This is a genomic window from Methylobacterium litchii (genome assembly GCF_038442315.1).
Classification (GTDB): Bacteria; Pseudomonadota; Alphaproteobacteria; order Rhizobiales; family Beijerinckiaceae; genus Methylobacterium; species Methylobacterium litchii.
Genome location: NZ_JBBXMY010000004.1, coordinates 60,294 through 86,303 on the forward strand (window position 1 = coordinate 60,294; position 26,010 = coordinate 86,303).

Here is a 26,010-nt window from a genome sequence, read left to right on the forward strand (position 1 = left end):
GGCCTACAACATAGGGAGGCGGCGTGGTCGGGGACCCCGCGGAAACGCCGCGTCGATCCGGATGATCTCGGCTTCCGTCAGCCGCAGCTGGCCAGCGCTGGCGTTGTCGGCGGCATGCTCGGGACTGGACGCCTTGGGGATCGTGAAGGTGGACGGCCTCCGCGCTAGGAACCGAAGCGCGACCTGACGGGCGGTCGCGCCGTGGTTCGCCGCGACCTCCTCCAGGACGTGGCCCCCCGGTGTTCGTGGGCCGGGGAAGCTGCCATGGCCGAATGGGCTGTAGGCGACGACGGCGATTCCGTGATCCTCGCACCAGGGCTGGACGGCGTGCTCGATTGCGCGCTCCTCGAGATGATAGAGGACCTGATTGCAGGCGATGCGGCCCTCGCCCCCGGCCTTCCAAGCGGCCTCAAGGTTGGGCACATCGAAGTTGCTCACCCCCCAGGATAGGATCTTGCCCTGTTCGCGCAGCCGCTCGAAGCCGGTGAAGGTGTCCTCAAGCGGATGCGAGCCAGGCCAGTGCAGCAGTTAACAATCCAGCCTGTCGGTGCGTAGGCGCGCGAGCGAGCGCTCGCAGGCCGCCACCGTCCCGGCAAGCGAGGCGTTGCTGGGAAGGACCTTGGAAACGAGGAAAATGTCATCGCGCCGCCCGGCGATCGCCTCGCCGACCACGGTCTCGGCGTCGCCGTACATCTCGGCGGTATCGATGTGGGTCATGCCGAGGTCGAGGCCGCGGCGGAGCGCTGCGACCGCGGTGGGCCGGTGCGCGTCGTCGATGTACCAGGTTCCCTGGCCGATCACCGCAACCTCGCGCGGCACGGGACCAAACGGGCGCCGCTCCATGCATTTCCCTCCATCCGTGGACGGCACGTGCGCCTTAGGCGCGAACACCGCGCGCACGCAGCTGTCCGTCTTGTGATTGAACATGTCGTAGCCGCGCGGTCCGTCCTCAAGGGAGAAACGGTGGTTGGCGAGGCAGGCTGGGTTGAGCTCGCCCTTCAGGGCGTGCGTCAGCAGCCGGTCCATGTAGGCTTGTGCATGTTGTTGGGCGGTGCGCACCGTCATACCGCACCGTTTGATCGCGCATTCCGTCGTTGCTGTACCCCGCCTAAAGAACTGGATGTTGCGATCTTGCGCTTAGGCGTGCCTTCCAAAGCCCGCTGATGTGTCAAAACATGAGAATGTTGTGGCCGCCGGCTTGATCGATGTCTGCTTCGGAGACGCACACGAGGGCCATCTAGTGGCTGGAATGGGCGCAAAGCGGACCGGTGGCTATCGGGTGCCCCAGTTACGGCACCCAAACATTTGCAAAGCTTGCGATTTCGAGCACCTGAGATGTTGAATGCTGGCTGGACAAGGTTTCGAGGTGCAAGCAGACGAGGTTCTGCACGCCGCTTCCGACCAGAGCCTCCTCGACAAGGTCGTAGAGCGGGAGCCGCGGCGGTTTAGTGAGCCTTGGGTAACAGTACGGCCAGCGCCACCATCTTGCGGCCGCGGTGCCGGATGAGGCCGACGTACTGGCCTTGATGGATCTGGACCCACACCTTGCCCAGCTGCTGAAACATGCGCTTCACGTAAACCCCGGGGCAGATTGCCATTGGCGTTGCGGGATGCATCCGGCCCTGGGATCAGGACGCCCTTCTTCGTGGTGGCATAGTCGCCCGCGACCCGGACGCCCCCGAGGATCTGATAGCGGAGGTACCGGGCTTGCTGCGGCAGGACGTCGACCTCGGCGTAGGGCTCGGGCGCCCCGGGCTTCGACTTCAGGACCCCGATGCCGCGCAGCGTGAAGGGCGTCGGCCGGTCGAGGTACGACGGCATCGCCTCGACGACGTGCAACCGGGCACGCTGCGCGAGATCGTCGATGGCGTCCCCGAAGGCCTCCCGGATGTCGACGGGCGTCAGCTCGTCCGGCCCGGGTTTCTCAGTCGTGACGGTGATCTGGAGGGGCATGCCGGCAGGGTGCCTCAGGACCCTGCAACCGGCGAGCCGCGTCCGCAGAGACGACCCCCCAAATTTTCCGACGTCCCCCGATACTTCAAGTGATTGCAACGAAAATCCAAGCGGACACGGGCGGCGGATTTCGCCGGTTTTCCACACCCCGGCCAGGGCTTCATTTACCCCGATCGCACGCCGTCCTTGCCCCCGGAGTCCTGGTCTGAATCTATGTGAGGGAGACACGCAGGAGGCCGCCATGACCGACCACGCGCAGAACCTCCATGACGGCGTCGGCGGCCTCCTCGGGGCTGCCCTGCTGGCCGCTTCCGACGGCGCCCGGGCCGCCCGCGAGCAGGCGGCATGGGCCCGGGCGTACGCCGCGGCGGAGGATGCAGTCCACGCCCTTGGGCAGCGGCTCCTGCAGGCTCAGGCTCGGGAGCGTGCGCTCCTCGCGGAGCTCGCGGCCGCACGGGCTGAGGCTCAGGCGCAGCGGTCGCGCGCTTGCCGGGCCGAGGGCCAGCTCCTCGGGCTCCGTCGCCGGTCCGCGGCCTGACAGGAGACGCACAGCGGCCCCACGCGGACGCACGGGGAAAGGGTCAATCCCGCATCTTCAAAAAGAAAGGCCCGCCGGGATGACCGGCGGGCCTTTCTCATTCCAGGTTTGGGCTCAGGCGGTGCGACGAAGCCTGAGGTGCTGCGCCTGCAGGTGGGCCATCAGCGACCGCATCGCATCGTCGGCCGGCTCATCACCCTCGGGCCAGGAGTACGCGACCCCAGCGTCTTCGGACATGTCCGCCGACGGCGCGGAAATGTCCGCCTGGGATGCGGACGTGTCCGCATGCAGCGGCGGGAGCCCCGGGACCGGCTCGCCCCGCGCTATGCTCTCAGCGACGTGTGGGGGCGTCCGCGCCAGGAGATGAAGCTCGTCCTCTCCGAGCGAGGCGAGCCACACCTGGATCTCATCGGACAGGCCCCCGACGTCGACAGCCGGCCCCCCGGCAACGGCATGCCTGGCGGCGAGGACGAGGGTGACGCCCGTTTCAGACCGTACGGGGACTCCGTCGACGGTGGCGAGCCGGGGGCCCGGGGCGGTCGAGGCTTCGAGATACTCCGCCGCGGCGGAGGTGGCGGGGAGGACCGGGTCGGGCTGGCGGCCGGCGACAGCACGGAGGACCCATCGCCCCGCCCTGAAAACGAGGATCGGGGCAAGGGCGATGGCGCGAAGCGCGGTGGCGAGGACGGCAAGGAGGCGCATGGGATTTTTCCTTTGGCGGTGATGCCGTCCCCGATGATCAGGCCGCCGAGGAAAGGGACAACGTTGGGAACAGGATCGCCTCCAGCCGCGAGGGCACTTGCTTGCGATGGACCCGCAGGAGGCGCAGGGCATGGCTCGCCTGCTCCGGCGTCCACGCGTCGAGCCCAGCGAGGATGTGGCCGTCAACGGTCGTCGCGCGGCTCCAGCCGATGTCATTGCGTAGTAGCGCCCAGTCGGCGTCGTACGTCGTGATATCGATGACGGCCGCCCGGGCGGCGGCGACGATCTCCGGGTCGGTCGCGCGGACCATCTCCGGCTCATGTCGGATGGCGATGCGCTGCTCACCACGCACCACGTTTTTGTGTGCCTGCGCGGTAAGCGCCATCAGGCGCACGGCACCGGTACGGTCGAGGCCCGCGTCGTCGATCAGAGCCTGCGCTTCGTCGATGAGCGCGTTTTTCGCCCAGGTCCACCGGCGGGTGCGCAGGGACTGGCGGGCGGCCTCCCGCGCCTCTTCGATGAACGCCTGCAGTGCGGCCGCCTCACGTTCCTGACGCTCGCGGCGCTCGTCCTCGATGCGGGCGTCCTCTGCCTGCCCGCGGGCGATGACGTCGGGCAACGAATCGACGAGTTCGGCCAGCTCGTCGCGGTCGATGTCGAGGCGCTCCCAGTAGAGGACGCTGTCGCTGTAGTCCTCGATCTGGAACCCCGCCTTCCGCAGGCTCCCGGCGGCGTACTTCCACGTCTCCCGGAACTCAGGCGTGAGCGACGCCTTCGCGAGGCGCCTCTCCCCGTAGCGTGTCTGGATGACCCGGCCCTCGCGCCAGACGAGATCCGCAACGTTGGGCGGCCCCACGTACGTCGGCGGGTGCTCGAACTCGTCCGCGATTTCCATCCCCTCAGGCATCGTCTGTCTCCGCGTCTCGGCTGACCCGACGACAATATACGTCGCCACCCTCCAGGAACAACGCCCTTCTTTCACCAACGATTTCAACAACAGGCTGTTGGGGAAACCGTTGTTGAAATCGCATCCCGCCGTTGGTGAAATCAGGACCGCCCGTTTGAACAGTGTTCAAGGGGCAGAGGCCGGGACTTTATTTCGCATGCGGGCTCCATGGCCCCTGGAAATCCGAAATCGAGCGGCTAACATCTCGTATCAGCGGATTTCCGGAGACAAGCGGTGTTGGAGCTCACGGAGCAGGAAGTGCTCGCGCGCCTGCGGCGGCAGGTGGAGCAGCGAGGTTCTCAGAAAGCCTGGGCCGACGCGGCCGGCGTCACGCCTCAGTACATTCACGACGTGCTCCGCGGCCGTCGCGGCATCGGAGCGCCGGTGCTCGCGGCGCTCGGCGTCGAGCGCATCGTCCGCTACGTCGCCGTCGACGCGGGGGGCCGGACGTGAGGCTCTGCAGGATCCCCCGCGCGCGCTGCGAGCGGTACGTCAGCGCCGGCATGACGATCAGCCAGATCGCCTCGGCGGAGGGCTGGAGTGAAAGCACCATCCAAAGGCACTGCCATGGGCTGGGCATCCGCTTCCCGTCCCGCGCGGTCGTCACCCTGCCGGACATCCAGTCGATCTTGTCGGGGCGCGAGACCGCCGCGCAGGTCGCTGACAGGCGCGGCGTGACTCGCAACGCCGTCTACATGGCTGGCATCCGCGCGGGCATGCGCATCCGGCGGTCGCCGCCGTCTCAGCTCGACCTCTTCCAGTACGCCGCCTGAGATTCACGCCAGGGCGCCCGGCGAGGGGCGCCAATCCCAGCCCCGACACAGGAAGGACCACGCGATGCCCATCAAGATCAAGGACGACACGCTCGTCCGGGCTACCATCGCCCGCACTCTGCAGGCGAATGCTCCCTTCGACATCTCGCCGGACGAACATGCCAAGCGCATCGTGAAGGATCTGGCCGATCAGGAATACGAAGTTGCCCTGATCGACCACCCCGACGAGACCCCAAAGCTTGGCACGGTCGCCATCCTGACCAAGGAGGGCGAGCGCATCGTGAACGCCGTGGCGGAGGGGAATTACGACGAACTCAGCGAGGCCAATTACGCCGCGATCCTGTCGCTGAGGAATAAGGTGCTGTGGGCCGTCAAGCGCGTTGTCACCCACGACGAGGTTGACGAGGCCAAGCCCGCCGACGCCACCCAGGGCGATCCTAGTATCCTCGCCGCCGCGAGGAGCGCGACCTACGCGTCCGGGGATACCCTTCGCAAGGGCGCGGTTGTCGAGCTCCCCAGGGGCTTCGCCGTCGTCGGCACGGGCATCGGCATCGACACCCAGCACGCCATCGAGCCCTGGGCGCAGGCCATCCGCGACTGCGTGGAGGCGAGCCGTTTCCAGCACCGCGCCGCGGCGGTCCTCGGCTACGACGCGGTGTCCGAGCTCATGAGCGAGCTGCCCGCCCCGGAGGGTGAGGCGGCCTGATGCCGAACCCCCTGCTCGCCAACCTCGACAGCCTCGACGGGCCGGCCCTCAAGGCGAGGTTCCACGAGGCCCGCAAGGCGGCCGTCGCCGCCGGTGCTGTGATCGACGCGTACGCCGCCACGCGGGCGATGCAGACAGTCATGCGTAACGCCATCCGGTCGATGGCGAGCGGCATCGACGCTCACTCCACCGACACCGGTGCGGAGGCGGGCGCCCCCGTCCCGGCTCCAATGCGCCCCGTCGCGCCGCCGCGGCCCCCCGTACTGGCGACGGCTATCCGGGAGGAGTCCCCGGCCCCGAAACCCCAGAGGCCGCCGGTGATGTCGGTGGGCCCGCCCATCGACCCCGCCGACGACTGGATCCCGTTCTAACCACCCCACGAACCCCCGACACAGAAGCACTCACATGGACACGAAGCTGCCCTCCGGCACCCACATCGAGTTCCTCCCCGACAGCGACCGCATCATGAAGGCCCTCGTGCAGGAGTCCTGGAGCCTCCTGAAAGAGGGCGAGTTCCGGTCGTACCAGCGCCTGCTGAGCGACTGGCACGAGGGGGAGATTACTCTCCCCGGGAGCCCCTACCACGAGGCCGTCGGCCTGATCCGCGGCGGCGAGACATCGGCGGCCGCCATCGCCCGCGCCCTCGGCAGCGATGCGCCTGACGGAGAGGAAGGCAACGTGTGGGCCTTGTTCGACCGGCGCCACGCCACCCGGCTTCCGGTGTCGGAGATGCCTGAGTTCAAGGAGCAGGGCACGGCCTGGGAGGCCGCCGAGGATGCCAAGGGCGACGGCGAGGAGGATCCACCCACGCGGGAGCCCCTCACCGCCACGATGGGTCGGGTCGTCTTCCTCGCCAAGGTCCATGGCCGCGAGATCCTGCGCTGGACGCGAAGCGGGGCTCCTGTCCACAGCTACCGCAAGGACGGGCCAGTGTTCGACCTAGAGGCACTCGTCGAGTGGATGGACACCGTCGAGGGTAGCCTCGATGACAAGCGACGCGTCGGCCGCGGCCGCCCCCAGATCGGCGATCTCGTCGGGCCGCGCCGGCGCCTCATCGCGGCGGTCAACCGTTTCCGCGAGAAGGAGATCGAGCTCCGGGAAGGTGAAGCTGAGGCAAAGGCCGTCAAGGCGGCCGCCCTGCTCGAAGTCGCCGCGGCCGAGATCGGGTGGAGCGGCATCGAGGCCCTGACGGGGCTCATGCACCACCCCCGCGCCGGTAGGTCGTCGTGATCCGCGGCCTCCTCCGGACGACCCTCGGCTCCGTCGGCGCGTGCATCATCACCGCCGTGGCGCTCACCGCGATCATCGCGTTGGTGGCCGGTTACGCCGGCCAGCTCGCGTACGCCCTGTTCATGCTCGCCAGCGGGTCGCTGGCGTTCTCCGCGATCTTCTTCCTCGTGCTTGTCGTCGGCCATTGGACCAGCGTCCTCGAAGACGACCCTACGAAGGAAGGCGCCCATGCCGATCAGTGACAAACCGCTCCCTGAGCTGACTCCGGCAGAGGCGGCCGCCGTCCGCAAGGTCGCGAAGGCGGTGCACGAATCGCCCCTAGGGGATCTGGATGCGCTGCCGCCCGTCGGCGCCGAGCTCCGCGATCTCGCCCGGCGTATCGACGGCATGCACGACGATGAGGGGCCGGCCGATGGTTGAGGCGCAGCTATCCCTCGACCTCGTCCAGACGCTCTCCCCGGACGAGGAGACGGTCCACGCATACGTCCTCGACATCCTCCCCAAGGGGGTGCCGAGCTACGTCCGCAAGGTCTCATGGTTCTTCCGCGACCGCCGCGGCTTCACTGCGGACCTGGTGGTGTTCGATGGCGGAACGTGCCGGATCCGCGTCGAGGGCCCCCTCGGGGCGGGCTGCTACACCTGGGCCAATTTCGGGGCGGACCGCCGCCCGTTTCACTGGAACCGGCGCCGCCGCCGCTGGGAGCGCGTCACCGAGGAGGCCCTCGATGCCCAGGCGTAGCCCCATCGCGCCGGACGCGCGCGAGGCGATCCTCGATGGCTGGGCCGCCGGCAAGACGGCGCGCGAGCTCGCCGCGCAGGTAGGCACGGACGCGCGCAGGGCGTTCTGCGTCATCATGAATGCCCGGCGCCGGGGCGATCCCCGCGCCACGCTCCGCAACCCCGGCGCCGCTTGGAAGCCCGAGCCGGTCGTCTACCCGTCGTCTCAAGCGTATCTCGATGCGGCTCTGGCGAGGGTGCGGGAGCGCCAGGCGGTGTGGGAGCGGACGGAGATGGGTATCCGGATGGCGGCTATCGCGGTCCCGCCTCCTGACGAGAGGTGAACGGGACCGGGCGGATTTGAAGGAGATCTCGACCGCCAGGTTCAGGCGGCCCGAGTACGGTCATCGCGGCCTAAGTGGAGCTATGATGTGTTGCGGGAATTCGAGTTTCGGTATGACATAGCGGACAATCCGGATGTCGATTTCAATCGGCACATCACCGGCATGGCCTACGGCAAGTGTCTCGTCGAGAACATCCGCGAACCGTGGTTTTACCCGACTTACGTCAATAGCACCCTGCCAGCTGATCTGGGGAGATTCTATCGTCCCAGCTCAGGGATGACTATCCACAAGCTGGACGGGACTGAGCTCGGTGTGCTGCTGAGGATCGATCCCGTCCCCCGTGAGCGATGCTTGCTCACGTACAGATGCGTCCGCCGGCTTACGAACACGGCTTACAAGCGCTGCAGGGATCCCCTGAACGCGGCTCGTCCGTTCATTGTCATCGGAGAGGGCAACATCGTGATGCGCGCTCAGGCGACTCGGGGGCGGGCGTTGCGGGACGCGTTCATCACAATCGGGGGGGGCGCACCTCTTCATGACCCCGGCGCTTTGCCCGAGGGCGAGGATCTCGACGCCCTGGCAGGTCTCGGCTAGCCCCCCGCCCCCTCGCTGCCCTGGAGCTCCTCGGGCCAGACGTCGGAGAGCGCCATCGCATCCAGGATCTCGGGCATCGAGACGGGCCGGAAATCCCAGGCATCGACGCCGACGTCGGCGCTGCGCCGCGTGCCGGGCAGGCTCCCGTGCGTGTGCCCGTAGAGGTGGAGGGCTCCTCGCCAGATGCCCGGCCAGGCGCGCATCGCGTAGTGGCACAGGACGAGCCGGTGCGCGTCGACGGCGATCTGATGGATCCCGTCGTGCTGGCTCGCCCACGGGAGCTTGCGACCGAGCTTGGCGTCGTGGTTGCCGGCGATGAGGCGCTTCGTACCGCGCAGCCTGTCGAAGACGCCCCGGGCGTGCGGCAGGCCGCAGGCGAAGGCGAAGTCGCCAAGGTGCCAGACCTCGTCGCCGGGACGCACCACCGCGTTCCAGTTTGCGATCATCGTCTCGTCGTGGTCCTCAATGGATGCGAATGGGCGGGGGCGGGCCATGCGGGCGGACAAGAGCCCTTCGTGTCCGAAATGCGTGTCGGCGGTCAGGTACGTGGTCACGGCAGACTCCTACGCGGGAGGCTACGCGCGCGGCGTCACGCCTCCGAGAATGGGGGGATGGGCGGGACGGGCGCGGGTTTTCGCATGACGGTCTCCGGGAGGAATCTCGACCCTATCAGATGGGGATTACCGGCTCCCTGGCCGGGGTCCAGGCATTCTCGAAACCCGTGCGGAATTTTCACACCCTTTGCAGGGCGGCCGCCTCGGCGTCATACGCCTCAAGCACGGCCTTCACCCAGCGCTCGATCCCCTCGGCCTAAAGCTCCAAGCGCTGACTGTGGAGGTAGTGCTTCAGGGTTATCGCGGCGGCGAGCTCGCGTTCTTCGTCGGCGCCGCCCTTGCGAGCGTGCTTGTGGGCAAGGATGGCCGATGCGGAGCCGGCGAGCCTCTCCAGGTCGAGGAACACTGGCATCGTCCGCCTGACATCGTGAGGCGTCCACGGACGGATCCCATGGCGTGCGAACAAGTCGGCTTCGGGACGCTTCGTCTCCTTGCCCCCGCGGCCGCCCTTCGGATCGCCCTGCATTCGACCGAGGAGCTGCGTCAGGACCGTCGGGTAGACTGACTTTCCAGCGACGATGGAGGGGAACAGGTAGGGGCTGTCGGGGTCGACCGGGAACCGCGCCAGCACCGCCAGGGCCTCGGGCGGCACGGGGATGGCCTGCGGCCGGGGACGCCGTCCGCCCTTCATCTCCTCCCGCGTCCAGGTCCATATCTTCCAGCCCGGCCGCTCCGGCCAGTCCCGGGTCGTCGCCCGGAGCGTCCCCGTCAGGGCCCCGGCTCGCTGCCCAGTGAGCACCACGGCCCAAAGCGCCGCGAGGGTGCCGTTGCTAGTCTCCTTCGCCGTTCCCCCGAGGGAGCGGTGGCGTTCGGCGAGCACGAGGGTGCGGGCGAGCTCGGGGAGCGTCGGCGTGTGCTCCCGCTCGCTCGATGACCAGTCGACATGCAGCCCGTCCCGCCACCACGGGTACGGAACCTTCCCGAGGCCGGATATCACGGGCTCGCTCCGCTTGGCCCAGTCCATCGCGGCCTTGACCGCTTCGATGGTATCGGCGGCGGCGGACATCGTCCTCTCGGCCGCCACCCGGTTGCGGACCTTCAGAAGATCTTCCTGAGTCACCGCCGACGCCAGCTTCAACCCGAGGGCACCCTCGCCTGCCCGGCGAAGGTGCTTCTCGTACTGCCCGGCCCAACGCGCCCTCAACGACGGCAGCTTCCACGCCAGGTAGATCTCGATCAGGTCCCCCCACTGCCAGGGCCCCTCGCGCCGGCGATCTTCCTCGCTCCGCTCCGGGGCGATCTCCGGGAACGCGGCGTCGATAGCTTCGGCCGGGGACAGGCCACGCCGGTGCGCCTCCTGCCAGACGCGGAGGTTCGCCCGGCTGGGCACCCTGCCCTCCCGAAGCTCGACGCGCGACCGCTGCGCCGCCTCGCGCGCCGCGGCGACCGGTAGGTCCATGTCGCCGAGCCGGACGGTGCGGTGCTCCGTCTTGAGGTAGAACGCGCCGCCCGTCTTCCCCACGCGCAGCACGAGGCCGCGCTCTTGGGTGTCGGCCCATTCGTGAGCTCGTCCGTCGACGCCGGCGGCGAGCACCTTGCCCGCGCGCTTCACGATGCCGGCGTCCAGCTTCACTCGCTCGCGGGTCCATGATTGTGGAGTTGCCATCCCGGCTCCGCAGGCTGATACCAGTCCGATACCAGCCAGGGCGTCGCCCCCCTGGCAAGAGTCTCCACCACTCGAAACGGGGGGATTCCCCAGGGGATGCAGGTGCTTGGTAAACGATGGAGTCGTCAGCCGGATGCACGGAAAACCGGCGCGTCAGCCTTCCAAGCTGAATACCCGGGTTCGATTCCCGGTACCCGCTCCACCCCCCCTTCCGCCCATCGCCTCGCCCGTCTTGGATGGCGCTCGCCTTCGCGTATAGGCTGGGTCGGCGCGCGAGGAAGCCGAGGATCCGCCCATGAAGGTGTCAGCCGACCTGTGCATCGTGCCGATGGGCGTCGGCCCGTCGGTGTCGCCCTTTGTTCGCGAGATCAAGGCGATCATCGAGGCGAGCGGGCTCGATGCCACGATGCATCCGAACGGCACCAACATCGACGGCGAACTCTCCGACATCTGCGCGCTGGCCGAGAAATGCGAGGCGCGGCTCGCCGAACTCGGTGTGCAGCGGACCTTCTTCACGCTGATCTTCTCGACCCGGCGGGACAAGGTCCAGACCATGGCCGACAAACTCGCTGCCGTTTCTTAATCCCTGCGGCCCTCTGACTTTGATCGTTACGGCGTCTGCCGCGTTCACGCAGCAACGATGGTGCGGCGGGAGACGGTCATGGACCAAGCAGGCAGCCAGGACGACCGGGCCCGGAAGGTCACAATCGAACCCTACGAAGGGCCTGCCGGTGGGTGGGGCTCGGCGCGCTCGCTTCTCGAGATTCTGACGCGGGAAGGCGTGCCGATCACCGGCACGGCGCTGCTCACCAAGCAGAACAAGCCCGGCGGCTTCATGTGTACGTCCTGCGCCTGGGCGAAGCCGGCCAAGCCGCTGGCCTTCGAGTATTGCGAGAACGGCGCCAAGGCGACGGCCTGGGAACAGACCCGCCGCCGCGCGACGCCCGACCTCTTCGCCGCGCACACGGTGAGCGATCTTCTGACGTGGAGCGATTACGCCCTCGAGGAAGCCGGGCGCCTTACGCACCCTATGCGCTACGATCCGGCCACGGACCGCTACCGCCCCTGCACCTGGGAGGACGCCTATGCCGAGATCGGCCGCGAGCTGAAGGCACTCGAACCGAAATCGGTGGTGTTCTACGCCTCCGGCCGGGCCTCGCTGGAATCGAGCTACATGTGGGCGCTGCTCGCGCGGCTTTACGGCAACAACAACCTCCCCGATTCCTCGAACATGTGCCACGAGCCGACTTCGGTGGCGCTGCCGCAATCGATCGGCTCGCCGGTCGGCACGGTGCGGTTGGAGGATTTCGAGGAAACCGACCTGCTGTTCTTCTTCGGGCAGAATGTCGGCTCGAACGCGCCGCGGATGCTGCATCCGCTGCAGGACGCCCGCAAGCGCGGCGCCTCGATCATCACCTTCAACCCGCTCAAGGAGCGGGGCCTGGAGCGCTTCACCGATCCGCAATCGCCCGTGGAAATGGTGACGCGGTCCTCGACGCGGATCTCGACCCAGTACCATCAGGTGAAGGCGGGCGGGGACCTCGCCGCCATCACCGGCCTGTGCAAAGCGCTGTTCGCGGCCGACCGACACGCGCGGGCCGCCGGGAAGCCGGGGGTTCTCGATCACGCCTTCATCGCCGAGCACACGCATGGCTTGGAAGCGTTCGAGCAGTTCTGCGACGAGCAGGAATGGCCCGCGCTGGAAAAGCGCTCCGGCCTCAGCCGCACCGCTTTGGAAAGCGCCGCCGCCATCTACGCCCGCGCGAAGGCGACGATCGGCGTCTACGGCATGGGGCTGACGCAGCATCGGCGTGGCACCGAGACGGTGCGCATGCTCGCGAACCTGCTCCTGCTGCGCGGCAACATCGGCAAGCCCGGCGCCGGCATCTGCCCGGTGCGGGGCCATTCGAACGTGCAGGGCCAGCGCACGGTCGGCATCACCGAGAAGCCGGAACTGGCGCCCAACGACAAGCTGCGCGAACTCTACAATTTCGAGCCGCCGCAGGAGAAGGGCCTCAACACGGTGGAGGCCTGTGAGGGCATCCTCGACGGCAGCGTCCGCGCCTTCATCGGGCTCGGCGGCAACTTCCTGCGGGCGGTGCCGGATACGGGCGTCATGGAGCCGGCGTGGCGCAAGCAGCGCCTGACCGTGCAGATCGCGACCAAGCTCAACCGCTCCCACCTCGTGAACGGCGAGGTCGCCTACCTCCTGCCCTGCCTCGGCCGGATCGAGATCGACCGGCAGGCCACAGGGCCGCAGGCGGTGTCGATGGAGGATTCCACCGCACGCTTCCACGGCTCGAAGGGCGCCGCCGATCCGGTGAGCCCGCAACTGCGGTCCGAGCCCGCCATCATCGCCGGGATCGCCAAGGCGACCCTGCCGCCGAACCCGCGCATCGACTGGAACGCCTGGGTCGGCGACTACTCCCTGGTGCGCAAGGCCATCGAGGCGACCTATCCCACCGTCTTCCACGACCTGAACGGGCGGATGTTCGATCCGGGCGGCCTCGCCAAGCCCCTCCCCGCCCGTCAACGACGCTGGGAGACCGAGAACGGCAAGGCGAATTTCGTGGTGCCAGGCGGTTTGGAGGCCGACCCGGACCTGCCCGAGCGCGGCGGCGACGTGCTCGACCTCATCACCCTGCGGTCGAACGACCAGTTCAACACCACGATCTACGGCTACCACGACCGTTTCCGGGGCATCGACGGCACCCGCGACGTGCTGTTCATGAACCGGGCGGACATCGCCCGCCTCGGTCTGCGCGACGGGGCGAAAGCCGCCGTCGTGACCGTGAGCGACGATGGGGTGAACCGGCGGCTCGGGGGCCTGCGGGTCGTGGCCTACGACATCCCGGAGGGGAATTGCGGCGGCTACTACCCCGAGATGAACGTGCTGCTGCCCCTCTGGCATTACGATGCCCAGAGCAAGACGCCCGCCGCCAAGTCGATTGCCGTGAAGGTGATCGCCGAAGCGTGAGCGCCGCAGGCCGGAAGGCTGGCGCCCGGCGCCGGCCTCCGGCATGGATCGGCCATGAACCAAACGACACAGGTCGCGGGCGCCCCCGTGCCGGATCAACGGCTGCGCGACTTCCTCGACCGGCTGGGGCGCACCGAACCCCTCGCCGCGCCGGGGCTCGATCTTGCGCGCCTCGATTGCGGCCGGGATGCCCTGTCCTCGCAGGGTGACGACGCCCCCTGGCGCGATGCCGAGAGCGGCGGCCTCGCCCTCACGGGCGCGGACCTCTCGCGGGCGCGGCTGGACGATGCCGACCTCGGCGGCGCGAACCTGCGTCGGGCGAAACTTGCGGGGGCCGTGGGGCGCTCGGCGCGTTTCACCGGGGCGATCCTCGAAGAGGCGGACCTCACCGAGAGCGACCTCTCCGGCGCGGATTTCACCCATGTCGTCGCCGGGCAGATCAGCCTGTCGCAGGCGATGCTGGAGGATGCGCGGTTCGGCGGCGCGGCGATGCGCTTCGCCGACTTCTCCGAAGCGTTGCTCGACGGGGCCGACTTCACCCGCGCCGACCTGTGGGGCACCGACTTCACCGGGGCGGACGCCGACGACACCGTGTTCCGCGACGCGCGGCTCGACGAGGCCAAGCTCAAGGACGCGAACCTCACCCACGCGGATTTCGAAGGCGCCAGCCTGACGAAGGCGGTGCTGACGGGATCGCGGCTGCGCGGGGCCTCCTTCACCGGGGCGAAGCTCGACGGGGCCGACTTCTCCGGCACCGACCTGTCGGACACGAACCTCGTCCGCCTCAACCTCGCGACCTGCCGCCTGCGACACGCCCGGTTCTCCGGCGCGTGGCTCAACGGCACCCGGATGCATGTCGAGCAGCTGGGCGGCGCCGTGGGCGAGGAGGTGGCGGGCGACTTCGCCGCCGCGCAGGCGAGCTATCTCGCCCTCGAACAGAACTGGAAGAGCATCGGCGATCAGGACGGGGCGAGCTGGGCCTACAAGCGCGGCCGGCGGATGGGCCGCCACCATGCCGGCGCGCAGGCGAAGGCATCCTGGGCCGCGCGGAACTGGCGGGGTGTGACCCGCCACGGCTACCGCTGGATCGCCGACCGCTTCGTAGAATGGCTATGCGATTACGGCGAAAGCCTGTCCCGCATCACCCGCGCCTTCGTCCTGCTGATCGGCGTCTTCGCCGTGCTTTACGGGATGACCGGCGGGCTCATCATCCTCGAAGGGCCGGAGGCCGGGCCGACCTACAATCCCCTCGACCTGTTGAGCTACAGCGCCCTCAACATGATGACGGCGAACCCGCCGGAAATCGGCCTGAAGCCCACGGGGCGCGTCACCAACCTCCTCGTCGGCATCGAGGGCGCGGTCGGCATCATCCTGATGGGTCTGTTCGGCTTCGTCCTCGGCAACCGCCTGCGGCGGTGAGGGTCACTCGGGCGAGCCGAGGCGGTCGATCACCAGATTGAGGTCCCGGCGCAGGTTGCGGATCTCGGGCTCGCTCATTTCGAGCTGGCACATCACCGTCTCGCGCACGGTGGCAGCCTCCACCCGCAGCTCCCGGCCCTGGTCCGTCAGGCCGATCTCGACCTCGCGCTCGTCGCTCTGCCGCCGGGTGCGCCGCAGGAAGCCCGCGCTTTCGAGGCGCTTGAGCACGGGGGTGAGCGTCCCGGAATCGAGGCGCAGCCGCCGGCCGATCTCGGAGACGGTCACGCCGTCCTGCTCCCACAGGACGAGGAGCACGAGATATTGCGGGTAAGTGACGCCCAGCCGTTCGAGCAGCGGCCGATACGACTTCGTCATGCGATGCGCGGCCGCGTAAAGCGCGTAGCAAAGCTGGTTGTCGAGGCGCAGCGATTCCGTAACGGACGGATGGTCGATCGTCTCTGCCGTGTCCGCCATCGTGAACGCTCGTCCAATACTCTACGTCGGCCGTTCTGACCGGCTTCGTGCCGGCTGCATCGACAGCCTTAGCACATTGTCGGGAAATCTCATCCGTGGGCTGGACGCATGAGAGACTTCACACCGCATCGTTCCGGGGACGATGCAGATATCAGGCCTACAACGCCGCTAGGCTATCTAGGAAGCCCCGTTCGTCCTCCAGGGTGCGTAGATCGAGCAGGACTGTATCATCCTTGATGCGTCCGATGATTGGCACGGGCGCGCCGCGTAGTCTCTCGGCGAGGCGGCGGCAGCGGCCTCCCGCGCTGCGCGAGCGGCCCTCCGCCTCGGGCGTCAGGACCAGGGCGGCGCTGGGCAGGGTCTCGACCGGCAGGGCGCCGGAGCCGATCTGGCTCATCGTCTCCATGACCGCCACGCCAGCGTGGCTCCGCAGCCGCGCCGCGACCTCGGGGGCGAGGCGTTCGGCCTGCGCGGCGATGTCCGCCCGCTCCCGCGTGAGCAGCCGCAGAGTCGGCAATTCCTCGCGCAGCCGCTCTGGGTGGAGATAGAGGCGCAGCACCGCCTCCAGGGCTGCGTAGGTCATCTTGTCGACCCGCAGGGCGCGCTTCAGTGGGCTCTTGCGGATGCGGGCCAGGAGATCCTTCCGCCCGGCGACGATCCCGCATTGCACCGCGCCCAGGAGCTTGTCGCCGCTGAAGGTAACGACATCGGCCCGCGACAGGGCCGCGCTCACGGTCGGCTCCGGGGGCAGGCCGTAGGCGGCGAGGTCGATCAGGCTCCCGCTGCCCAGATCCTCGGCCAGCGGCACACCGCGCTCGCGGCACAGGGCGTGGAGCGCATCGGGATCGGGCTGCGCGGTGAAACCGCTGATGGCGTAGTTGCTCGGGTGCACCTTCATCGCAAGGCCGGTGGCGGGGCCGATCGCCTCCGCGAAGTCGCGCAGGTGCGTGCGGTTGGTGGTGCCGACCTCCCGCAGCTTGCAGCCGGCGCGGACCATCACGTCCGGCACGCGGAAGGACCCGCCGATCTCCACGAGTTCGCCGCGCGAGACCACCACCTCTTTGCGCATGGCGAGTGCGTTCAGCACCAGCAGCACGGCGGCGGCGTTGTTGTTGACGACGATGGCCGCCTCGGCCCCGGTGATCCGGCAGATCAGCCGCTCGATATGGTCGTCGCGCTCTCCCCGTTGTCCGGTGGCGAGGTCGAATTCGAGGTTCGTCGCCTGGGTCATCACCGCCGTGACGGCCTCCGCCGCCGAGCGCGGGAGCAGGGCGCGGCCGAGATTGGTGTGCAGCACCGTGCCGGTCAGGTTGAAGACCGGCCGCAGCGACGGCTGCCGCTCCGCCGCCAGCGCCTCGCCGCAGCGCGCGAGGATCGCCGCCTCGTCACCCGCCGACGTCTCGCCGGAGCGGATCCGCGCGAGGTCGCCCCTGATCGCATCCGTCAGGGCGCTGCGCCCGAAGGATCCGGCGAGCGACTGGCCGTCCGGGTGGGCGAGCAGCCGCTCGACGGAGGGGATCCGGCGCTTCTCCGGCGCGGCGACTGGGAGAACGTGCGTCATCGGGCAAGGACATAATGGGTCCGCCGGGGGACGCCAGGGTGCCGCGCCCATCGGCCACCTTTCTCCCGTTCCGATTTCCGACCAGATCGCCCTGCACACGCCAGGTTGAAACAACCGGAGGAGACCGTTCCGTGAAGAAGACCGCCCTCGCCCGAGCGTCCGCTCTCGCCCTCGTCCTCCTCGGCGCGGGCTACGACGCCGCCCATGCCGAGACGATCACCAAGAACCGCTTCGGCTGCCACGCGCAGGAGGTGACGGAGCGCCTGTTCCAGCTCGTCCAGGCGGGCGACGAGGGCGGCTTCGGCCAGCTCTTGCGAGCGAGCCTCGCCTCGGGCGAGTGCCGGAACTGGAAGACCGGTGAGGAGGTGACGATGCAGAACCGGACGATGGGCTATGCCTGCCTCCTCCCCAAGGAGGGCGGGAGCAAGTGCTACTGGACGCCGCTCAGCGCCATCGAAGGCGACAAGTGATCCGTCGACGCCTCACCTGACGCCTCGTTGAGGTGGCAGGCGGCGAAGTGCCCGCGCCCCACGGGGTCGAGCGCGGGCACCTCCGTGCGACAGCGGTCGAAGGCATACGGGCACCGGGTGTGGAAGCGGCACCCGGGCGGCGGCGCGATGGGGCTCGGGACGTCGCCCTTCAGGACGATGCGGGTCCGCGCCGCCCCCGGCTCCGGCACCGGCACGGCCGAAAGCAGCGCCTGCGTGTAGGGGTGCTTCGGCGCCGTGAACAGCTCCCGGCGCGGCCCGATCTCGACGATCTTGCCGAGATACATCACCGCCACCCGGTGGGTCATGTGCTCCACGATGGCGAGGTCGTGCGAGATGAACAGCAGGGCGAGGTTGAGCTCGCGCTGCAGGTCGCCGAGCAGGTTGACGATCTGCGCCTTCACCGAGACGTCGAGCGCCGAAACCGCCTCGTCGCAGATGATGAGGTCCGGCTCGGCCGCCAGCGCGCGGGCGATCCCGATGCGCTGCCGCTGGCCGCCCGAGAACTCGTGCGGGTAGCGCCCCAGCGCCTCGCGCGGCAGGCCAACCCGCTCCATAAGGGCCGCGAGGCGGCTTTCCATGTCCGCCCTGTTCCGGGCGAGGCCGAAATTGCGGATCGGTTCGGAGAGGATCGCCCGCACCCGCATGCGCGGGTTGAGGGACGAGAACGGGTCCTGGAACACCATCTGGATGCGGCGGCGCAGGGGGCGCAGCGCCCCGTCTGACATCTCGTCGATCCGCGTGCCGCCGAGGACGACCTGCCCCGCCGTCGGCCGGTAGAGGCGCATCAGCGCCTTGGCGACAGTGGACTTGCCGCAGCCGGATTCCCCCACGAGCGACAGAGTCTCGCCCCGCGCCACGGTGAAGGACAGGCCGTCCACCGCCTTGAGCACCTTCTTGTCGCGGCCGAACAGGCCGCCGCCGAGGGCGAAATGCTTCTTGAGGTCGTTGACCTCCAGTAGGGTCTGAGGGGTGCCGCTCATGCCGCGAGCGCGTCCTTCGGCGCGAAATGACAGGCGGCGAGATGCGCCGGCCCCTTGCGTTCGAGGGCGGGAGCCGCCTTCCGGCAGATCTCCGCGACCTGCGGGCAGCGCCCGGCGAAGACGCAGCCCTCGATGCGGGTCTTCAGGCTCGGCACCATGCCGGGGATCTCGGCGAGACGCCCGGTCTCGCCGTGCTCGGCGGAGCCAAGGCGGGGCACCGCCCCCATCAGGCCGCGTGTGTAGGGATGGCGCGGATTACGGAACAGATCCGTTACCGCCGCCTCCTCGACCTTGCGGCCCGCATACATGACGACCACCCGGTCAGCGACCTCGGCCACCACGCCGAGATCGTGGGTGATGAGCATGATCGCCGCGCCGACCCGGCGCTTCAGGTCCCGCATCAGGTCGAGGATCTGCGCCTGGATCGTCACGTCGAGGGCCGTGGTCGGCTCGTCGGCGATCAGGAGCTTCGGCGAGCAAGCGAGCGCGATGGCGATCATCACCCGCTGGCGCATGCCGCCGGAGAGCTGGTGCGGATATTCCCGCACCCGCCGCTTCGGCTCCGGGATGCCGACCAGCGTCAGCATCTCAATCGCCCGCTCCTCCGCCTGCGCCCGGCTGAGGCCCTGGTGCAGGCGAAGCGTCTCGCCGATCTGCCGCCCGACGGTGAGGACGGGGTTCAGGCTCGTCATCGGTTCCTGAAAGATCACGCTGATGTCGTTGCCGCGGATCTTGCGCATCTCCTTGTCGGAGAGGTCGAGCAGGTTCGTGCCCTGGAAGCGGATCGCCCCCGCGATGGCTGCCGGAGGCTCCGGCAGGAGCCGCAGGATGGACATGGAAGTCACGGACTTGCCGCAGCCGGATTCGCCCACGATGGCCAGCGTCTCGCCCGCGCCGATGGCGAAGGACACGCCGTCCACCGCCCGGTTCACCCCCTCGGGGGTGCGGAAATGGACCTGAAGGTTCTCGATGGAGAGGAGCGGTGCCTCGTTCATGCGCTGCACCTCACACTTCCTTGGCCATGCGGGGGTCGAGGGCATCGCGCAGCCCGTCGCCGACGAGGTTCACCGCCAGGACGGTGAGGGACAGGGCGATGGCCGGGAACAGGATGATGTAGAACTTCACCTGCCAGAGGGCCCGGCCCTCGGCCATGATGTTCCCCCAGGTCGGCACCGAGGGCGGCACGCCCGCGCCGATGAAGGAGAGGATCGCCTCCGTGATCATCGCCGAGGCGCAGATGTAGGTCGCCTGCACCGTCATCGGCGCCAGGGTGTTGGGCAGGATGTGCCGCCAGATGATCGCCGGCATCCGCGTGCCGGTCGTCACCGCCGCCTCGACATAGGGCTGCTCGCGCAGGGACAGCACCACGCCGCGCACGAGGCGGGCGACGCGGGGGATCTCCGCGATGGTGATGGCGATGATGACGTTCTGCACCGAGCCCCGCGTCAGCGCCATGAGGGCGATGGCGAGCAGGATCGGCGGGATCGACATCATGCCGTCCACGATGCGCATGACGATGCCGTCGAGCCAGCGCACCATCCCCGAGACGAGGCCGATGGCGAGCCCGCCGATGGAGGCCAACACTGCCACCGAGAAGCCCACGAGCAGCGAGACCCGCGCCCCGTAGATGACGCGAGAGTAGATGTCGCGCCCGAGCATGTCGGTGCCGAACCAGTATTGCGCCGAGGGCAGCCGCGTGCGCTTGGCCGGGGCGAGCGCGGTCGGATCGACCGTGCCGAGCCACGGCGCCAGCAGCGAGGCGACGAGGATGACGGTGAGGATGACCCCACCCGCCACCACGGTCGGGTAGCGGCGGACGAACCGCCAGACCGGGCCTCGCGCCTTGCGCGGGGGGATGACGTCGGGGAGCGGAGCGGCCACGGCCGGAGCGGCGGCGTCCATGTGGGGAACGATCGTCGCGCTCAATAGCGGATCCTCGGATCGAGTATCGTATAGAACAGGTCGATGGCGAGATTGACCAGCACGTAGATGAAGCTGAACAGCAGCACGACGCCCTGGATGACCGGGTAATCGCGCCGCAGGATCGCATCCACCGTCAGCCGCCCGAGGCCGGGGATGGCGAAGACGGTCTCCGTCACCACCGCACCGCCGATGAGCAGGGCGATGCCGATGCCGATCACGGTGACGATGGGCACCGCCGCGTTCTTCAGGGCGTGGACGAACAGCACGTTGTGCTGGGCGAGGCCCTTTGCGCGGGCGGTGCGCACGTAATCCTGGCTCAGCACGTCGAGCATGGTCGCCCGTGTTACCCGCGCGATGAGGGCGATGTAGACGAGGCCGAGCGTCACCGAGGGCAGGATCAGGTTCGAGAGCCAGGGCCACAGACCCTGAGACAGGGGCGTGTAGCCCTGCACCGGCAACCAATTGAGCTGCAGGGCGAAGACGTAGGCCAGGATGTAGCCCACCACGAAGACCGGCACCGAGAAGCCGGCCACCGCGAGGCCCATCACCATCCGGTCGATGAGGCTGCCCGCCTTCCAGGCCGCCAGCACGCCGAGCGGCACCGCCACGACGATGGCGAAGACGAGCGTGACGCACATCAGCGAGACCGTGGGCTCGACCCGCTGCCCGATCATGGTCGTGACGGGCAGGTTGGTGAAGATCGAGATCCCGAGATCCCCGTGGAGGATCCGCCACGCCCACTCGCCGAAGCGGACGAGGAAGGGCCGGTCGAGGCCGAGCGAGGCGCGGATGCGCTCGATATCCGCAGGCGTCGCCTGATCGCCCGCGATGATGGCGGCCGGGTCGCCGGGGGAGAGGTAGAGGAGGCTGAAGACGAACAGCCCCACCACCGCCATCACCGGAATCGTGGCGAGGATCCGCCTGCTGATATAGCCGAGCATCGGAACCTCAGGCCTTCGAGACGCCCCAGACGAAGGGGAGCGGCCCCTTCACGATGCCTTCGACGTTCTTGCGCCACGCCTGGTAGCCGAGGAAGAAGCCTGTCGGCGCGTAGACCACGCCGTCGAGGGCGGCGGCGTTGGTCTTGTCGATGGCCGCCTTCTCGGACGCCTCGTCCGGCGCATCGAACCATTCGGCGATGCCCGATTCCACAGCCGGGACGGTCGGCCAGCCGAACCACGCCTTGTCGCCGTTGGCCCGCACCGCCGGGTAGCCCGCCGGGTTGATGGCGTCCGCGCCCGCGTGCCACGTGTGGAACATGTTCCAGCCGCCCTGCGCGATGGGCGCCTTGGAGGCGCGGCGGGTGCCCACCGTGCCCCAATCGGTGGCGACGAAATCGACGTTGAAGCCGATCTGCTTCAGGAGGTCGGCGGTGATGTCGCCCTGCGCCTTGGTGATTGGCTGATCCTGCGCCACGATGCAGACCACCTTCTCGCCCTTGTAGCCCGCCTCCTTGAGCATCTTCTTGGCGGTCTCGATGTCGCCCTTGCCGACCTTCGCGCCGCCGGCCTCGCTGTAGAGGGGCGTGCCGGGGGTGAAGAAGCCCGGCAGCGGCTTCCACAGGGCCTCGTCGTCACCGACGATGGCGCGCATGTAATCCTCCTGGTTCATGCCCACGAGGACGGCCTGCCGGATCTTCGGATTGTCGAAGGGCGGGAGCAGATGGTTCATCCGGAACGAGCCGACATTGCCCAGCGGGTCGGCGATGTCGACGCGGATGTCCTTGTTCTTGCGCAGGAGCGGGACGAGGTCGGGGATCGGGTTCTCCCACCAATCGACCTCACCGTTCTGCAGCGCCGCCGAGGCGGTGGCGGCGTCGGGCATGATGACCCACTCCACCCGGTCGATCAGCATCCGCTTGCCGCCCGCGAGCCACGAGGCCGGCTCGTCGCGGGGCTTGTAGTCCTTGAAGGTCTCGAAGGCGGCGCGTGCGCCGGGCACCCATTCGTTCTTCAGGAACTTCATCGGCCCGGAGCCGACATATTCGGTGATCTGCGTGAACGGGTCGGTCTTGGCGATCCGCTCCGGCATGATGAAGGCGCCGGGGACGTTGGTCTTGCCGAGGGCGAAGAGCAGCTTCGGGAAGGGCTTCCGCAGGCGCCAGCGGAAGGTGTTGTCGTCCACGGCCGCCAGTTCGTCCTGGATGGCCTTGATCATCACGCCGATCGGATCGCGCGCCATCCAGCGGTTGAGGCTCGCCACCACGTCCTTGGCGAGGACTGGCTCGCCGTCGTGGAATTTCAGGCCGGGGCGGAGCTTGAAGGTCCAGGTGAGGCCGTCGGGGCTCATCTCCTCCGAGCCGACCATCTGCCGCTGCGGCTTCAGGTTGGCATCGACGCCGTAGAGCATGTCCCAGACCATCGCGCCGGCATTCCGCACCACGTACTGGGTGCCCCAGACCGGATCGAAGTTGGCGAGGTTGGATTGCGGCACGAAGCGCAGGACCTTGGCGTTCTGCGCCAGCGCCGGGGTGGCGAGACGGGGAGCCGCGAGGCCGGCGGCGCCGAGGGCGGCGGAAGTCTTCAGGAAGGTCCTGCGGTCCATCATCGTCTCCAAGCCGGGGCTGGCCGCCCCATCGAGCAGCCCCCGGAGGGCATCAATCGTTCGTTGGACTCGCGCGGCACACGGTGCCGGGATGGCCGGCGCTCGAAGGCAAGCCCGCATCCGCGCGATGATCGGTGAGACGCCGGGATCACCGGGCTCGGACGGGATCGTTGCAAGCGCTGGGCCACCCTCGCCGTACTCTCCATCCGCATGACCAACGTATGAGCAGCTTATTATCTGTGCAGCCGGCGTCCAGTTAGGTTCGCAAATTGCCGTTGGAGAGAATAAATTTCTCCCGCAGGCCGGTTCGGCACGGGCGTTGCCTCAGCGGAAGGCACGATATCCAAAATTCGAGAGGGGCTCGATGAAGCGACGCACGGTGATCACGGGTGCCGGCGCCATGCTGGCAGGCGCCATCGCACGCCCCGCCCTGGTGCGGGCGGCCAGCGCCTCCACCCTCCGCTTCGTACCCTATGCCGACCTGGCGCTGCTCGATCCGATCATCACCACGAACTACGTCACGCGCACGCACGCGCTGATGGTGTTCGACACCCTGTACGGCCTCGATTCGTCCTATCGCGCGCAGCCGCAGATGGTGGCGGGCCACAGCGTCGAGGATGGCGGCCTCACCTGGCGGCTCACCCTACGCGACGGGCTGCTCTTCCACGACGGCACTCCCGTTCTCGCCCGCGACGCGGTGGCGAGCCTGAAGCGCTGGGGCCAGCGCGATTCGTTCGGCAGCGCGCTGTTCGCGGCGGTGAACGAACTCACCGCCCCCACCGACAAGGAGTTGCTGTTCCGGCTGAAACGCCCCTTCCCGCTCCTGCCGGAGGCGCTGGCGAAGCCGGTCTCTTACGTGCCGGTCATCATGCCCGAGCGGCTGGCCGCCGTGCCGCCGACCCAGGCCGTCACCGAGATGATCGGCAGCGGCCCCTTCCGCTACGTGGCGCAGGAACGGGTACCAGGCTCCCTCAACGTCTACCGCCGCTTCGAGGGCTACAAACCCCGCGAAGGCGGCACGGCGAGTTTCACCGCCGGCCCGAAGATCGCGCGGTTCGACCGGATCGAATGGCGCACCATTCCCGATGGCTCGACCGCCGCCGGCGCCCTGCGCTCGGGCGAGATCGACTGGTGGGAGCAGCCGCTCGTGGACCTCGTGCCCGCTCTGTCGCGGCAATCGGACATCAAGGTCGCGCTCATCGAGAGCGCAGGCTTGATCGGGCAGATCCGCCTGAACCACACGCAGCCGCCCTTCGACAATCCGGCCATCAGCCACGCGGTGCTGACGGCGGTGGACCAGGGTGAGATGATGGATGCGGTGGCCGGGACCGACCCCGCCATCCGCCGTGGCCCCTGCGGGATCTTCACCCCAGGCGGCCCGATGGCCTCGGATGCCGGCATGAAGGCCCTGACCGGGCCCCGCGACCTCGCCGCCTCGAAGCGCGCTTTGGAAGCGGCCGGCTACAAGGGCGAGAAGGTGGTGCTGCTCGCTGGCACCGACGTGCCGCGCATCTCCGCGATCTGCGAGGTGATGGGCGATGTCTGCCGAAAGCTTGGGCTGAATCTCGATTACGTCGCCACCGATTGGGGCACGGTGAACCAGCGCATCCTGAACGCGAAGCCCATCGACCAGGGCGGCTGGTCGATGTTCGGGGTCTTCTCGGGTGGGCTCGACCAACTCTCGCCGGCCTACCACCTCGCCGCGCGGGGGAACGGCCGCTCGGGCATCCCGAGTTGGCTGACGGACGCGCCCATCGAGGACCTGCGCAACCAATGGTTCCAGGCACCGGACCTGCCCGCGCAGCAGGCGCTCGCGGCCCAGATTCAGGCACGGGCGCTGGAGGTCGGCGCCTATCTCCCCTGCGGGCAGTACTTCCAGCCCTCGGCCTATCGCAGCGACCTCGAGAACATGCTCACCGGGCTGCCACTGTTCTGGAATGTGAGCCGCGCCGGCTAGAACCAAATCCCCTCCGGCGGATTGCCCCAGCCGGAGGATGACATGGCCGATCTGTCCCAAGAGCCGAAGCACGTGAACGTCGCGGATCCGAGCGCCGCCGCCTACTGGGCGCGGCGCTTTCAGGTGCCCGTCGAGGCGGTGATCGCCGCCGTCCGCAAGGTCGGCGACGATCCGTCCGCTGTCGCCGCCCATCTCGGCCTGCCATGGCCCTACGAGGGCAGCGGCATCGTGTAGACGGGAGACCTGATCGTGCGGATCACCACCCCCCTGGCGGCGACGGCCCTCTTCACCGTCCTGATCGCGCCCTCGCCGGCCTGGGCCTGGGGCGTGCCGGGCTGCATCAACCTCCCGGAATACGAGCGGGCCCTGGGCGCCCTCGAAGGGATGCCGGGGCCCTGCAACATGAGTGTCGAGGAGGCACGCCGCATCGTCGCCGCCCAGGGCAACCGGCCGGGGGGCCTGCTCGGCCGGATCATCGGCGGATCGCCCCCGCCCGTCGCCGATCCGTATTCTCCGGAGCGCGAGCGTGGCCATCGCAACAATGCCGTGAATCGGTGATATCTGCCCCGTGATCGCCGTACACGAGGGGTGATAGGGGAAACGCGATGCTGATGACCGTGGTGTACGTCATTGCCGTGCTGACGGCGTTGGACATGTCGGGCGTGGCGTTCCGCTGGGCCACGAACAAGCTGTCCCGGTAACGGCGCGATCACTCCAAAGCGACTGAAGGCGGTGACGATACCTTCACGACTGACGTGTTACCGTCACGCATGAACAGCATCGCCGCCCAAGTCGTCCAGATGCAGGCCGGAAGCTTCGCGCAGTCCGTCGGGACAGCGGTGGCGCGGCAGCAGATCGACGCACAGAAATCCGTCGCGGACATGGTGGCCCAGACGGCCAATGCGGCCTCTCCCCCGGCTCCCCCCGGCCAGGGCCAGCTTCTGGACATCCGTGCCTGAGC

31 protein-coding genes and 1 pseudogene are annotated in these 26,010 nt (G+C 68.6%); 20 read left to right on the forward strand and 12 right to left on the reverse strand.

Annotated elements, in window-relative coordinates:
* Window positions 1–3 precede the first annotated feature (3 nt).
* Window positions 4–843, reverse strand: a pseudogene (locus tag AAHF99_RS09620) (aldo/keto reductase).
* Window positions 844–1,707: 864 nt separating this feature from the next.
* Here AAHF99_RS09620 and AAHF99_RS09625 point away from each other — a divergent pair.
* Both AAHF99_RS09625 and AAHF99_RS09630 read left to right on the forward strand, forming a co-directional pair.
* Window positions 1,708–2,046, forward strand: a complete 339-nt coding sequence (locus AAHF99_RS09625) for a hypothetical protein (RefSeq protein ID WP_342164006.1) — start codon at window positions 1,708–1,710, stop codon at window positions 2,044–2,046.
* Window positions 2,047–2,194: 148 nt separating this feature from the next.
* On the forward strand, window positions 2,195–2,491 hold the full coding sequence (locus AAHF99_RS09630) for a hypothetical protein (RefSeq protein WP_342164007.1): 297 nt from the start codon (window positions 2,195–2,197) through the stop codon (window positions 2,489–2,491).
* 114 nt (window positions 2,492–2,605) lie between these two features.
* Here AAHF99_RS09630 and AAHF99_RS09635 read toward each other — a convergent pair whose 3' ends face one another.
* Together AAHF99_RS09635 and AAHF99_RS09640 are read right to left on the reverse strand one after the other, a co-directional pair.
* Window positions 2,606–3,193, reverse strand: a complete 588-nt coding sequence (locus AAHF99_RS09635) for a hypothetical protein (RefSeq protein WP_342164008.1) — start codon at window positions 3,191–3,193, stop codon at window positions 2,606–2,608.
* Window positions 3,194–3,230: 37 nt separating this feature from the next.
* Window positions 3,231–4,100 (reverse strand): hypothetical protein, encoded by an 870-nt coding sequence (locus AAHF99_RS09640; protein WP_342164010.1) that lies wholly within the window; start codon window positions 4,098–4,100, stop codon window positions 3,231–3,233.
* A 273-nt stretch (window positions 4,101–4,373) separates the two neighbouring features.
* Here AAHF99_RS09640 and AAHF99_RS09645 point away from each other — a divergent pair, with 273 nt between their 5' ends.
* From AAHF99_RS09645 to AAHF99_RS09690, 10 genes are all read left to right on the forward strand, one after another.
* Window positions 4,374–4,592 (forward strand): helix-turn-helix domain-containing protein, encoded by a 219-nt coding sequence (locus AAHF99_RS09645; RefSeq protein ID WP_342164012.1) that lies wholly within the window; start codon window positions 4,374–4,376, stop codon window positions 4,590–4,592.
* A gap of 50 nt (window positions 4,593–4,642) precedes the next feature.
* The gene (locus AAHF99_RS09650; RefSeq protein ID WP_342164013.1) at window positions 4,643–4,912 is read left to right on the forward strand and encodes a hypothetical protein; all 270 of its coding nucleotides are present in this window, start codon (window positions 4,643–4,645) and stop codon (window positions 4,910–4,912) included.
* Between the two features lie 64 nt (window positions 4,913–4,976).
* Window positions 4,977–5,618, forward strand: a complete 642-nt coding sequence (locus AAHF99_RS09655) for a hypothetical protein (protein ID WP_342164015.1) — start codon at window positions 4,977–4,979, stop codon at window positions 5,616–5,618.
* On the forward strand, window positions 5,618–5,989 hold the full coding sequence (locus tag AAHF99_RS09660; RefSeq protein WP_342164016.1) for a hypothetical protein: 372 nt from the start codon (window positions 5,618–5,620) through the stop codon (window positions 5,987–5,989). The genes AAHF99_RS09655 and AAHF99_RS09660 overlap by 1 nt, the downstream gene beginning before the upstream one ends.
* 34 nt (window positions 5,990–6,023) lie before the next feature.
* Window positions 6,024–6,848: a hypothetical protein gene (locus tag AAHF99_RS09665; protein WP_342164018.1), complete on the forward strand. Its 825-nt coding sequence runs from the start codon at window positions 6,024–6,026 to the stop codon at window positions 6,846–6,848.
* The gene (locus AAHF99_RS09670; RefSeq protein ID WP_342164019.1) at window positions 6,845–7,090 is read left to right on the forward strand and encodes a hypothetical protein; all 246 of its coding nucleotides are present in this window, start codon (window positions 6,845–6,847) and stop codon (window positions 7,088–7,090) included. The genes AAHF99_RS09665 and AAHF99_RS09670 overlap by 4 nt, the downstream gene beginning before the upstream one ends.
* Window positions 7,077–7,268, forward strand: coding sequence for a hypothetical protein (locus AAHF99_RS09675; RefSeq protein ID WP_342164020.1), 192 nt, complete (start codon window positions 7,077–7,079; stop codon window positions 7,266–7,268). The genes AAHF99_RS09670 and AAHF99_RS09675 overlap by 14 nt, the downstream gene beginning before the upstream one ends.
* Entirely contained in the window at window positions 7,261–7,587 is a 327-nt protein-coding gene (locus AAHF99_RS09680; RefSeq protein WP_342164022.1) for a hypothetical protein, read from the forward strand. Before AAHF99_RS09675 ends, AAHF99_RS09680 begins: the two co-directional genes overlap by 8 nt.
* A complete protein-coding gene (locus AAHF99_RS09685; RefSeq protein WP_342164023.1) occupies window positions 7,574–7,909 on the forward strand; it encodes a hypothetical protein in 336 nt (111 codons plus the stop codon). Before AAHF99_RS09680 ends, AAHF99_RS09685 begins: the two co-directional genes overlap by 14 nt.
* Before the next feature lie 90 nt (window positions 7,910–7,999).
* On the forward strand, window positions 8,000–8,503 hold the full coding sequence (locus tag AAHF99_RS09690; protein WP_342164024.1) for a hypothetical protein: 504 nt from the start codon (window positions 8,000–8,002) through the stop codon (window positions 8,501–8,503).
* Here AAHF99_RS09690 and AAHF99_RS09695 read toward each other — a convergent pair.
* Window positions 8,500–9,057 (reverse strand): metallophosphoesterase, encoded by a 558-nt coding sequence (locus AAHF99_RS09695; protein WP_342164025.1) that lies wholly within the window; start codon window positions 9,055–9,057, stop codon window positions 8,500–8,502. The two genes, AAHF99_RS09690 and AAHF99_RS09695, sit on opposite strands and share 4 nt — an antisense overlap.
* A gap of 256 nt (window positions 9,058–9,313) precedes the next feature.
* Window positions 9,314–10,690 (reverse strand): hypothetical protein, encoded by a 1,377-nt coding sequence (locus AAHF99_RS09700; protein ID WP_342164027.1) that lies wholly within the window; start codon window positions 10,688–10,690, stop codon window positions 9,314–9,316.
* A 328-nt stretch (window positions 10,691–11,018) separates the two neighbouring features.
* On the opposite strand from AAHF99_RS09700, the gene AAHF99_RS09705 reads away from it, so the two are divergent.
* The 3 genes from AAHF99_RS09705 (at window position 11,019) to AAHF99_RS09715 (ending at window position 15,119) form a co-directional block, all read left to right on the forward strand.
* On the forward strand, window positions 11,019–11,306 hold the full coding sequence (locus tag AAHF99_RS09705) for an MTH1187 family thiamine-binding protein (protein WP_342164028.1): 288 nt from the start codon (window positions 11,019–11,021) through the stop codon (window positions 11,304–11,306).
* 78 nt (window positions 11,307–11,384) lie between these two features.
* On the forward strand, window positions 11,385–13,700 hold the full coding sequence (locus AAHF99_RS09710) for an FdhF/YdeP family oxidoreductase (RefSeq protein ID WP_342164029.1): 2,316 nt from the start codon (window positions 11,385–11,387) through the stop codon (window positions 13,698–13,700).
* 54 nt (window positions 13,701–13,754) lie between these two features.
* Window positions 13,755–15,119, forward strand: coding sequence for a pentapeptide repeat-containing protein (locus tag AAHF99_RS09715; protein ID WP_342164030.1), 1,365 nt, complete (start codon window positions 13,755–13,757; stop codon window positions 15,117–15,119).
* Window positions 15,120–15,122: 3 nt separating this feature from the next.
* Here the strand turns inward: AAHF99_RS09715 and AAHF99_RS09720 are convergent, their stop codons facing one another.
* On the reverse strand, window positions 15,123–15,593 hold the full coding sequence (locus tag AAHF99_RS09720; RefSeq protein WP_342164032.1) for a MarR family winged helix-turn-helix transcriptional regulator: 471 nt from the start codon (window positions 15,591–15,593) through the stop codon (window positions 15,123–15,125).
* A gap of 157 nt (window positions 15,594–15,750) precedes the next feature.
* Complete coding sequence (gene selA, locus AAHF99_RS09725) at window positions 15,751–17,154, reverse strand: L-seryl-tRNA(Sec) selenium transferase (protein WP_342164034.1); 1,404 nt, start codon at window positions 17,152–17,154, stop codon at window positions 15,751–15,753.
* A gap of 131 nt (window positions 17,155–17,285) precedes the next feature.
* Here selA and AAHF99_RS09730 point away from each other — a divergent pair, with 131 nt between their 5' ends.
* On the forward strand, window positions 17,286–17,624 hold the full coding sequence (locus tag AAHF99_RS09730) for a hypothetical protein (RefSeq protein ID WP_342164035.1): 339 nt from the start codon (window positions 17,286–17,288) through the stop codon (window positions 17,622–17,624).
* Here AAHF99_RS09730 and AAHF99_RS09735 read toward each other — a convergent pair.
* From AAHF99_RS09735 to AAHF99_RS09755, 5 genes are read right to left on the reverse strand one after another with little or no spacing between them, the layout of a single operon-like run.
* Window positions 17,585–18,625 (reverse strand): ABC transporter ATP-binding protein, encoded by a 1,041-nt coding sequence (locus AAHF99_RS09735; protein WP_342164036.1) that lies wholly within the window; start codon window positions 18,623–18,625, stop codon window positions 17,585–17,587. The two genes, AAHF99_RS09730 and AAHF99_RS09735, sit on opposite strands and share 40 nt — an antisense overlap.
* The gene (locus AAHF99_RS09740; RefSeq protein ID WP_342164038.1) at window positions 18,622–19,620 is read right to left on the reverse strand and encodes an ABC transporter ATP-binding protein; all 999 of its coding nucleotides are present in this window, start codon (window positions 19,618–19,620) and stop codon (window positions 18,622–18,624) included. Before AAHF99_RS09740 ends, AAHF99_RS09735 begins: the two co-directional genes overlap by 4 nt.
* Before the next feature lie 10 nt (window positions 19,621–19,630).
* Window positions 19,631–20,527 (reverse strand): ABC transporter permease, encoded by an 897-nt coding sequence (locus AAHF99_RS09745; RefSeq protein ID WP_342164329.1) that lies wholly within the window; start codon window positions 20,525–20,527, stop codon window positions 19,631–19,633.
* Window positions 20,528–20,547: 20 nt separating this feature from the next.
* Window positions 20,548–21,489, reverse strand: a complete 942-nt coding sequence (locus AAHF99_RS09750; RefSeq protein WP_342164039.1) for an ABC transporter permease — start codon at window positions 21,487–21,489, stop codon at window positions 20,548–20,550.
* A gap of 7 nt (window positions 21,490–21,496) precedes the next feature.
* The gene (locus AAHF99_RS09755; protein WP_342164041.1) at window positions 21,497–23,092 is read right to left on the reverse strand and encodes an ABC transporter substrate-binding protein; all 1,596 of its coding nucleotides are present in this window, start codon (window positions 23,090–23,092) and stop codon (window positions 21,497–21,499) included.
* A 364-nt stretch (window positions 23,093–23,456) separates the two neighbouring features.
* Here AAHF99_RS09755 and AAHF99_RS09760 point away from each other — a divergent pair, with 364 nt between their 5' ends.
* The 4 genes from AAHF99_RS09760 to AAHF99_RS09775 all read left to right on the forward strand — a co-directional run bounded on the left by AAHF99_RS09760 (window position 23,457) and on the right by AAHF99_RS09775 (window position 26,008).
* Entirely contained in the window at window positions 23,457–25,049 is a 1,593-nt protein-coding gene (locus AAHF99_RS09760; protein ID WP_342164042.1) for an ABC transporter substrate-binding protein, read from the forward strand.
* A 42-nt stretch (window positions 25,050–25,091) separates the two neighbouring features.
* Window positions 25,092–25,283: a DUF3606 domain-containing protein gene (locus AAHF99_RS09765; protein WP_342164043.1), complete on the forward strand. Its 192-nt coding sequence runs from the start codon at window positions 25,092–25,094 to the stop codon at window positions 25,281–25,283.
* Window positions 25,284–25,298: 15 nt separating this feature from the next.
* The gene (locus AAHF99_RS09770) at window positions 25,299–25,607 is read left to right on the forward strand and encodes a hypothetical protein (protein WP_342164045.1); all 309 of its coding nucleotides are present in this window, start codon (window positions 25,299–25,301) and stop codon (window positions 25,605–25,607) included.
* Window positions 25,608–25,819: 212 nt separating this feature from the next.
* Window positions 25,820–26,008 (forward strand): putative motility protein, encoded by a 189-nt coding sequence (locus tag AAHF99_RS09775; RefSeq protein ID WP_342164046.1) that lies wholly within the window; start codon window positions 25,820–25,822, stop codon window positions 26,006–26,008.
* Window positions 26,009–26,010: the final 2 nt, after the last annotated feature.